Origin of the sequence: Streptomyces sp. NPDC058086 (genome assembly GCF_042885015.1) — a bacterium.
Classification (GTDB): domain Bacteria; phylum Actinomycetota; class Actinomycetes; order Streptomycetales; family Streptomycetaceae; genus Streptomyces.
Genome location: NZ_JBHVST010000114.1, coordinates 23,948 through 33,365 on the forward strand (window position 1 = coordinate 23,948; position 9,418 = coordinate 33,365).

Annotated in this window: 8 protein-coding genes and 1 pseudogene; 5 read left to right on the forward strand and 4 right to left on the reverse strand. The window is 70.1% G+C overall.

The window, feature by feature from the left end:
* Window positions 1-3: 3 nt before the first annotated feature.
* Window positions 4-1,617 (reverse strand): bifunctional 3-(3-hydroxy-phenyl)propionate/3-hydroxycinnamic acid hydroxylase, encoded by a 1,614-nt coding sequence (locus ACFVWD_RS48275; RefSeq protein WP_389604753.1) that lies wholly within the window; start codon window positions 1,615-1,617, stop codon window positions 4-6.
* A gap of 138 nt (window positions 1,618-1,755) precedes the next feature.
* Between ACFVWD_RS48275 and ACFVWD_RS48280 the strand changes: the two genes are divergently transcribed.
* From ACFVWD_RS48280 to ACFVWD_RS48300, 5 genes are read left to right on the forward strand one after another with little or no spacing between them, the layout of a single operon-like run.
* Complete coding sequence (locus ACFVWD_RS48280) at window positions 1,756-2,388, forward strand: TetR/AcrR family transcriptional regulator (protein ID WP_389604763.1); 633 nt, start codon at window positions 1,756-1,758, stop codon at window positions 2,386-2,388.
* Window positions 2,385-3,173: a 2-keto-4-pentenoate hydratase gene (locus tag ACFVWD_RS48285; protein ID WP_389604754.1), complete on the forward strand. Its 789-nt coding sequence runs from the start codon at window positions 2,385-2,387 to the stop codon at window positions 3,171-3,173. The genes ACFVWD_RS48280 and ACFVWD_RS48285 overlap by 4 nt, the downstream gene beginning before the upstream one ends.
* 22 nt (window positions 3,174-3,195) lie before the next feature.
* Window positions 3,196-4,182 carry an acetaldehyde dehydrogenase (acetylating) gene (locus ACFVWD_RS48290; protein WP_389604756.1) on the forward strand — a complete coding sequence of 329 codons (987 nt, stop codon included), beginning with the start codon at window positions 3,196-3,198 and terminating at the stop codon, window positions 4,180-4,182.
* The gene (dmpG, locus tag ACFVWD_RS48295; protein ID WP_389604757.1) at window positions 4,179-5,198 is read left to right on the forward strand and encodes a 4-hydroxy-2-oxovalerate aldolase; all 1,020 of its coding nucleotides are present in this window, start codon (window positions 4,179-4,181) and stop codon (window positions 5,196-5,198) included. Before ACFVWD_RS48290 ends, dmpG begins: the two co-directional genes overlap by 4 nt.
* Window positions 5,195-6,241: an amidohydrolase family protein gene (locus ACFVWD_RS48300; protein WP_389604758.1), complete on the forward strand. Its 1,047-nt coding sequence runs from the start codon at window positions 5,195-5,197 to the stop codon at window positions 6,239-6,241. The genes dmpG and ACFVWD_RS48300 overlap by 4 nt, the downstream gene beginning before the upstream one ends.
* A gap of 213 nt (window positions 6,242-6,454) precedes the next feature.
* On the opposite strand, the pseudogene ACFVWD_RS48305 reads toward ACFVWD_RS48300, so the two are convergent.
* The 3 genes and pseudogenes from ACFVWD_RS48305 to ACFVWD_RS48315 form a co-directional block, all read right to left on the reverse strand.
* A pseudogene (locus ACFVWD_RS48305) lies at window positions 6,455-6,637 on the reverse strand (hypothetical protein); the annotation flags it as partial.
* A 1,015-nt stretch (window positions 6,638-7,652) separates the two neighbouring features.
* Window positions 7,653-8,198 (reverse strand): hypothetical protein, encoded by a 546-nt coding sequence (locus tag ACFVWD_RS48310; protein ID WP_389604760.1) that lies wholly within the window; start codon window positions 8,196-8,198, stop codon window positions 7,653-7,655.
* A gap of 679 nt (window positions 8,199-8,877) precedes the next feature.
* On the reverse strand, window positions 8,878-9,418 hold a 541-nt coding region (locus tag ACFVWD_RS48315; RefSeq protein ID WP_389604761.1), incomplete at its 5' end, for a hypothetical protein.

Sequence of the window (9,418 nt, forward strand, 5' to 3'; positions counted from 1 at the left end):
TCCTCACAGAGCGGTGGTCGGGATCGGGCGCGGCACAGAAGCGAATCCGGCCGGGGGTGAGGGGAGTTGAGCGCCCGCGGGGGCGGCGGCGTAGACGTACGCGTCCGGTCGCAGGGCGACGGTGGCCGCGCGGTGACCGGCCAGCCAGGCGAGCAGTACGTCGTCGCTGTCGACGAGGGTGCCGTCCGCCGGGCGGGATCGGGCGGGCGTGATGGTGAGCGAGGGGATACCCAGGCGGTCCCACGCGGGATGGGGCGCGGCCGATCCCGCGTGCAGGAGCACCCAGCGGCTGCCGAGCGCGTCGTCCAGCCGTACGCGTTCGCCGTCGGGCCCGGTCACCCAGGGCTGAGGTATCTGACAGCCGGACGCGCGGGTCCGGGAGCGGGCTTGCAGACCCTCGGCGTAGCGGGCCACGGGGATCCAGTTCGAGTCCTGCAGCCAGTCACCGAAGCCGGGCAGGCGGTTCAGGGCCCGTAGCCCCGAGTCTCGGACCCTCGCCACCGGCCGTCGCCGTTCGGTGATCATCCGCCCGACGAACACCGCCCGCTTGGTGACCTCCTTGACGTGCGGTTTCCGCTCCGTCTCGTAGCTGTCGAGCACGGTCGCGGGCAGCTCGCCACGGAGAACGGCGTCGAGTTTCCAGCACAGGTTCGCGACATCGCGCACGCCGGCGGCCATGCCCTGGCCGATCCAGGGCGGCATGGCGTGGGCGGCGTCACCCGCGAGGAAGACCCGGCCCGCGCGGAAGCGGGCGGCGAAGCGCACGTGGTGGCTGTAGACGGTGACCCGAAGGATCTTGACGCTGTCCCGGCTGATCCCGTACCGGGCCACCAACTCGTACACCGCCTCGTCGCTGGTCAGGTCCTTCTCGTCGTCACCCGGCAGGATCGGGAACTCCCAGCGGTGGTGGCCGAGCGGGGTGGGGCAGTCGACGGCGGGACGCGCGGGGTCGCAGCGGAAGCGCAGTCGGTCGTGGTCCGGCCAGGGCCTGAGCATCTCGGTGTCGATGACCACCCAACGGTCTTCGTACGTCCGGCCCTCGTAGCCGATGTTGAGCTGAGCGCGGGTGAGGCTGGAACCGCCGTCGGCCGCGATCACGTACGAGGCACGGAGGCGGTGGACGGAGTCGTCGGTCGCGGCGACCACCGTCAGTTCCACGCCCTCGGCGTCCTGACGCAGCCGCAGGCACTCGTGCCGCAGCAGTACTTCTACGTTCGGATGGCGGGCGACCCCGTCGCGCAGGACCTGCTCCAGCGCCGGCTGGTAGATGAACATCTGCGGCGGATGGCCGTGACCGCGCGGGGTGGGATGCGCGCTGATGAAGGTGCGGCCCCGCGCGTCGACGAAGTCGAGGGGCCGGTCGGCCAGCATGTCCTGCTTGAGCCGGTCGGCCAGGCCGATGCGCTGCCAGATCCGTACGACCTCTTCGTCGGTCGAGATGGCCCGGGCTCGGGAGAAGACCTCGGCGTCGCGTTCGAGCACGACGACCCGAAGGCCCAGCGCACCCAGCAGGTTCGCCGCGGTGACGCCCGTGGGCCCATAGCCGATCACCGCCACGTCATAGGCGCTGTCTTCGGCACTGACTTTGGCTCCTTCTTCGGCACTGACTTCGCTCACCAGGCCACCTCACTGTCGTCCCTGTTCGCGATGTGTTGCGAACGCATTGCTGTAGCGTTTACTCCAATTGGAATGAGCGCTACGGTAAGCTCGGTGCAGGACACGGTCAAGTGCCGGCACAACAGGAAGGGCACCCCCATGACCAGGCCGCAGACGCCACGCAAGAAGCGTGCGAACGGGATGGAGTCGCGGCAGCGCATCCTCGACGCCACGGTGGAGATCGCAGGTGAGCGCGGGTACGAGGGCACGTCCATCGCGGCGGTGAGCGCCAAGTGCGGACTGCCCGCGAGCTCGATCTACTGGCATTTCAAAGACAAGGACGACCTGATCGCCGCGGTCATCGAGCGCAGCTTCGAGACCTGGCTGGCAGCCGTCGAACTGCCGGTGGAAGGGACGGGCACACCGCTGGAGCGGGCCACGGCCATGGCGGCGAACGTGGCGAAGTCACTGGTCGACGCGCCGGACTTCCTGCGTCTCGGCCTCATGCTCGCTCTGGAGCGGCGGCCCGCGGAGCCCCGGGGCCGGACGGTGTTCCTCCAGGTTCGCGACATCGCCAGCCAGAAGATCACCGAAGTGGTCGAGTCCCTGTTCCCGGACCTGGACGAGGACGCCGTGCGCACCCTCACCACCTACGCCGTCGCGGGCGCCGACGGCCTGTTCGTGCAGCGCGAGATCAGCGGCGACACCGTCGACCTGGTGGCGATGTTCGAACTGCACGCCCAGGTGATCCACGACGCGGCGACCCGCCTGGCATCGAGGAGCAAGGCATGACCTTGACCGCTCACCAGCGGGCAGAAGCCGGTCGGCTGCTGCGCGAGGCAGCGCATCACGTGACACCGATCGACCCGCTGTCGACCCTGTTGCCCGGCCTGGGCCTGGCCGACGCCTACGCCGTCCAGCAGGACAACATCGCCCGGCGCCTGGCCGACGGGGCCTCTGTCGTCGGACACAAGGTCGGCCTGACCGCGGCCGCGATGCAGCGGCTCCTCGGCGTCGACGAGCCCGACTTCGGGCACCTGCTGGACGACATGGTCCACCGCGACGGCGGCACCGTGTCCGCGGCGGGCTTCTGCCGGCCACGCATCGAGCCGGAGATCGGCTTCCGCCTCGCACGGACCCTGCGCGGTCCCGGCATCACGGTCGAGGACGTCCTGGCGGCCACCGACGCGGTCGCCCCGGCTCTGGAGATCGTCGACAGCCGGATCCGCGACTGGAAGATCACTCTGGTCGACACGGTCGCCGACAACGCCAGCTCCGCCGGGCTGGTCTTCGGCGCGTGGACACCCCTGACCGACGCGCCCGATCTCTCCGCCGTCCTCGTCGACCTGGTCGTCGACGGCGAGCGCGTCGCGTCGGGCAGCGGGAAGGAAGTGCTGGGCCATCCGGCCGCCGCAGTCGCCTGGCTGGCCAACACCCTCGCCGCCTTCGGTACCGCCCTGGAGCCCGGACACGTGGTACTGCCCGGCGCCATGACCACCGCCCCCTTCGTCAGCGCCGGCCAGAAGATCGAGGCGCGCTTCAGCGCACTCGGCCCGGTGTCGGTGACCTTCACCTGAGGAAAACCCGAGGAGACCCTCCATGCCACCTGCCCCCGACCCGTGGCCGGTCGCCGTCATCGGCTCCGGCAACATCGGCACCGACCTGATGACCAAGATCCTGCGCGGTTCCGGCGCGCTGACGATGAGCGCGATGGTCGGCATCGACCCCGCCTCCGACGGTCTGGCCCGCGCCCGCCGTCTGGGCATCGCCACCACCGCCTCCGGCGTCGACGGACTCCTGTCCCTGCCCGAATTCGCGGACATCAAGCTGGTCTTCGACGCCACGTCCGCCGCCGCCCACCAGGCGAACTGGGCCAAGCTGAGGCCCACCGGCGTACGGGTCCTGGACCTCACCCCCGCCGCGATCGGCCCGTACTGCGTGCCGGTGGTCAACCTCGACGCGCATCTCGACGCCCCGAACCTGAACCTGGTCACCTGCGGCGGCCAGGCCACCGTCCCCATGGCCGCCGCCGTCGCCCAAGTCGCCCCCGTCGCCTACGCGGAGATCGTCTCCTCCATCGCCGCCCGGTCCGCCGGTCCCGGCACCCGCGCCAACATCGACGAGTTCACCGAGACCACGTCACGAGCTCTGCGCGAAGTCGCCGGTGCCCGGCGCGGCAAGGCCGTGATCATCCTCAACCCGGCCGAGCCGCCGCTGCTGATGCGCAACACCGTGTACTGCCTGGTCGAGGGCGACTGCGATCACACCGCCGTAGAGAACAGCATCCTGGCCATGGCCGAGAAGGTGCACGCCTATGTGCCCGGCTACCGGCTCAAGCAGCGGGTCCAGTTCGACACGTACGGGCCGGAGAACCCCTTGCACATCCCGCAGACGGGGAAGTTCACCGGCACGAAGGTGACCGTGATGCTCGAAGTCACCGGCGCCGCCGACTATCTGCCTGCCTACGCCGGAAACCTCGACATCATGACCTCGGCGGCCGTCGCCACCGCCGAGCGCATCGCCCAGCACGCCCAGCACCCCCCGTACGCCCAGTACGCGCAGACCACCGCGGGAGCCGTCCGATGAGCCGCCTCTACATCAGCGACGTCACCTTGCGGGACGGCATGCACGCCGTCCGGCACCAGTACACCGTCGACCAGGCCGTCGCCATCGCCACCGCCCTGGACGCCGCCGGCGTGGACTCCATCGAGGTCGCCCACGGCGACGGCCTGGCGGGCTCGTCCTGCGTGTACGGCTTCGGCGCCCACACCGACCTGGAGTGGATCGAGGCCGTCGCCTCCGCAGCCACCCGGGCCAAGGTGGCCACTCTTCTCCTGCCCGGCATCGGCTCCGTCCACGACCTGCGCGACGCTCACAGCGCGGGCGCCACGGTCGTCCGGGTGGCCACGCACTGCACCGAGGCCGACATCTCCGCCCAGCACATCGCCGCGGCACGGGGTCTGGGCATGGACACCGTCGGCTTCCTGATGATGAGTCACATGACCGACCCGGCCGGCCTCGCCCACCAGGCGAAGCTGATGGAGGGCTACGGCGCCACCTGTGTCTACGTCGTGGACTCCGGCGGCGCGCTGACCATGCGGGACGTCGCCGAACGCGTCGACGCCCTGCGCCAGGCCCTCGCCGCGGGCACCGAGATCGGCATCCACGCCCACCACAACCTCTCCCTCGGCGTCGCCAACTCCCTCACCGCCGTCGAACACGGCGCCCACCGCGTCGACGCGTCCCTCGCCGGCATGGGCGCGGGCGCCGGCAACGCCCCTCTGGAGGTGTTCATCGCCGCCGCCGACAAACTCGGACACGCCCACGGCTGCGACCTGTTCGCCCTGCAGGACGCCGCCGACGACCTCGTACGACCGCTCCAGGACCGCCCCGTCCAGGTCGACCGCGAGACCCTCACCCTGGGCTACGCCGGGGTGTACTCCAGCTTCCTGCGCCACGCCGAGGCCGCCTCGGCCCGCTACGGCATCGACGCCCGCAGCCTTCTCGCCGAGGTCGGCCGGCGAGGCATGGTCGGCGGCCAGGAAGACATGATCACCGACGTGGCCCTCGACCTGCTCACTGCCCAGGAGGCCATGTCATGACCGACCGGGCAGGCCGGGTCGACGTCCACCAGCACATCGTCCCCTCCTTCTACCGCGACCTCCTCACCAAGGCGGGCGTCGCCGAAGCCGGCGGCCGCGCCCTGCCCGAGTGGAGCCCGCAGGCCGCGCTGGAGCTGATGGACCTGCTGGGCACCAGCACGGCCATCGTGTCCGTCTCCACCCCCGGTACCGGCTTCCTCACCGACCCGGGCGAGGCAGCCGACCTGGCGCGGCGGCTCAACGACTTCTCCGCGTCCCTCGCCGCCGATCACGCGGGCCGTTTCGGGTACTTCGCCACCCTGCCCATGCCCGATGCCGCCGCCTCCGCCGCAGAGGCCCGGCGGGCGCTGGAGGAACTCGGCGCCGACGGGGTCACCCTGCTGGCCAACAACCAGGGCGCCTACCTCGGCGCGGGCGCTCAGGACGCGCTGTGGCGGGTCCTGGACGAGCGGGGCGCGCTCGTCTTCGTGCACCCCGCCGAGTTGCCCGCACCGGCCGTCGAGGGCATCCCGCCGTTCGCCGCCGACTTCCTCCTGGACACGACACGGGCCGCGTACCTCCTCGTACGCAACGGCATCACGCGCACGTACCCGAACATCCGGTTCATCCTCAGCCACGCCGGCGGCTTCGTCCCCTACGCCTCCCACCGCATGGCCGTCGCCATCGCGAGCGACACCGGTCGCAGCCCCCTGGACGTGCTGGACGACTTCCGCGCCTTCTACTTCGACACCGCACTGTCCTCCAGCCCCGCCGCCCTGCCCACCCTGCTCGCCTTCGCCCGCCCCGGGCACGTCCTCTTCGGCAGCGACTGGCCCTTCGCCCCCACCCCGGCCGGCCAGTACTTCGCGGGCGGCCTCGACACCGGCGTGGACCCCCACGTCCTCCAGGCCGTCAATCGCGGCAACGCCGAAGCCCTGTTCCCCCGCCTGGCCGCCACCCTCGCGCCGACTCCGACTCGTCGGATCCCGACACGTCTGCGCCATGCCGCCCAACGGGCCGCCGCCCGCCTCGTCTTCAAGCTCGTCCAACCTGGCATCGATTGAGGAGTCGCGACGGTCCTGGGGAGCGTGTGGAGAGGATCGACTGTGTAACGCGGCACGATTCTGCGAGCTCTGGTCGGCACGGAGAGCAGTGGCCTGTCGGGGCGGAACACCAACAGGACGTCTCAACTGGTGACTGCGCTCATTGGGCGCAGGTGATCCATCCGCGTAGCGGTGTGCGGCTCCGTCGGCGAGCCCGAGCTGCAGCGAGCGGTTGTGAAGGGGCAGCAGATGCATATCGCGCTCGGGGTCCCATTGGACACGAGCCGGCTCCAGCTCTTGCGTTCCCCGGTCTCGTCCAGCTCGGACAGGAAGGCAAGGGCCTCCTGTCGGGCCCCGCGGGCCTCGACGCGGTGCCCGGCGGCGTCCAGCATCCTGGCCTGGTGGACCAGTTGCCATGTCAGGACGGCCAGCGGTGTGCTTCCCTCGTCATCGATTTCGGCGCGGCTGGCATCCACGAGGTCCGCGAAGGCCTCCAGGGCCGCGTAGTGACGTCCAGCGGCATCCAGTTCCGCCGCCCATTCGACCATGGCCCGGAAAGAGATCTTCGCCGAGCCTTCCGAGCGAGGGGCTTGGACCAACTTCCCGCACAGTTCCGCGGCCTCCCGGTGACGCCCGTCCTCGGCCAGTACGGCGGTCAGCGGCCCGTGCCCGTAGATGGGGCTGGACACTTGCCCGTGGGCGAAGCCCCACCGCCCGGCCTCGGCCGTCTCCTCGCATACGGGTCGCCTGCGTCGACGCGCCGTGCCGTGCCGTGACAGCCGCCTCGGCATGGCGAGCCAGCTGGACCTCTGGTTGGTCCCGGACCTCAGGCGCGTATCCGTACGAGAGCAGTGCCTCTGTCAGCTTCGGCAGGTAGGTCCAGGGACTCACCACCGAGAGCACCCGGTACGCCTCGACCTGTTGGCCGAGGCTCAGTCGGCCCGACCCGAGCAACATCGTTCGTGCCCGCAGCACCGCATCCTGATCGACCTTGTCGGCGTGATCCATGACGGCGATTCTGAGAGCCGGGACAGGGGCCGGACAAGGCTGCTGAGCTGTGCAATCGGTCCTACGAAAACGGTCTCCGAGCTCTCATGACGAGGACGGCGTCACCACTCGGCAGCGCAACTGACGCAGACGACCGATGACACCTCCCCGGATCAGGCGTCAGGAACCTTCTGCAGCGGCTCAGATGCGCTCTTGAACTCCCGTCCGGGTGACCGGTACTTCCCTTCTGTGCACCGGCTCAGCGCCACGAGCCCCGCTCCCCGCTGTTGTCGTCTTCAGTCACCGGAAGAGGTTGCGAACGCGGCTTGATGACCCATGGCAAGCCTCGCTCACAGCCTCTTCAGCAAGGGAACACGGACCCCGTGCGCGGGAGATGCGTGATGCCTGCCGAAGATGGAACTCGTGCTGTCGGTCTTCCGCCCCGTCAGTACCAGCGGACGCGGCCGGCCGCGCCCTGGCCTGTGCGGGCGGCGTGAGGGAGAACGCGCAGCGGGCCGTCAAGGAGCTCGTCGGCGTGGCGGTCAGGATCGTCGCCCAAGCCGGTCATCCACGCGTGGATCCGCTCGACGGCGTCCCGCCGCTGGGCTCCGGTCAGGGCAAGGACTTCCTCGGCCGCAGGAAGCCGGGTGCGGACCCGCTCAGCGTCGAGCGGGAAGTCCCCGAACCAGCCCGGCAGCCGCAGCACCGCGTCGGGACCGAGCGCGTAGGCCAAGGCCGAGAACGGGCTGGCCTTGCGGGCCACGGCCGCGAACAAGCCCTCCTCGACATCGGGCGGAAACTGGTCCATAACGGCGTCGCGCAGGGCCTCCACGTGCTCGGAGTCATCACGGCGGGCGTCGAGGAATGCGCTCAGCCGGAAGGCGTCCTCGTCAGCGCTCCAACTGCCCGGAGGGGTCGTCGACGCGCTGAACAGGGACTCCTGCGCCTTGCCCCGCAACCAAGCCAGCCCCCCGGGCACGTCACGGTGCACCGAATGCGGTCCCGCTTCCACACAGCGGGACAGCGGTCCTGGCGAACCGCGGGCATGCCGATTTCCGAGGAGTACGCCTGGTAGACGGTGATCGTGGATGCCGTGCGCACCGTGCGAAACCCTCGTCGGGGTTCTTCCGTGGCGTACAAGGTGGGGTCGGCCGGTCGGGTGTGGGCGGCCACTGACTTTCGACTCGCCTTCACGAGGCACCTCGCGCCGTGTCCGCGGACCGAGGAAGAGCAGGACGGCGGCCGAGAGGACGATCACTGCCGCAGGTGCGGCCGCACTGCTGATCGATGTGGCGATCGGTGGTGCGCCGACCAGAGGGCGTAACGCCGTGTGAGTTGCCAGTGCCACGGCCGCCCTCTTCGGGCGAGGGGACTTACGTCATCAGGTGAGGGGGCTTCCGTCATCGCCAACTTGTCCGTTTCCTCCGGCACTGGGGCGATACCGGTCGGGCACGACGCCCCCATACGTCTCGGTCGGCGGCGCGCGAACCGGGTCGGCGGTCGATCGGGATGCCTCCCCGGGAGGCGGTCGTCGGATTGCGGTGGGGCCCCACTCCCCTTAATTTCAGGTCGTCGGGTATGCCGATAAAGCGACATAAAATCTTTATGTCTGCTTCCCTGTGATGACATCGAACGGAGCATTCATGTCGGTGATGACCGGTACTCAACCCCTACAGCAGTTCGGCCAGCAGATGGGCGGCTCGCAGCAGATCGCCCAGGTGGTCCAGCAAGCGATCCAGCAGGCGTGCCAGCAGGCGAGCCAGCAGGTCGCGCAGCGACTGCAGCAGACGTTCCAGCAGATCCAGCAGGTCCAGCAGCAGCTCCAGCAGCAGGGATTGGCCCAGCAGGCTCACCCGTACCTGGCTCTCGCGCTGCACCGCTCGCTGCACACAGGCATTCAGCACGCTGTGGAACAGTCCGTGCAGCAGGCGCTGCCGACCGCGATCGTGGCGCTGCTCCAGCAGAGCCAGCAGGGCCAGCAGATCCAACAGGGTCAGCAGGGTCAGCAGGGTCAGCAGGGTCAGCAGCAGTGGGGTGGCGGGTTCGGCCAGCAGTCGTTCGGTCAGCCGTTCCAGCAGTACCAGCAGCCTGGCTTCGGCTTCGGCCAGATGGGCCAGCCGTACGGTATCGGCTGACCCTAGGGCGGCGGGGTTGGGGGGGGGGGGGGGGGGGTGGAGGCCGCCCCCCCCCCACACGGAGCCGCCCGACAAT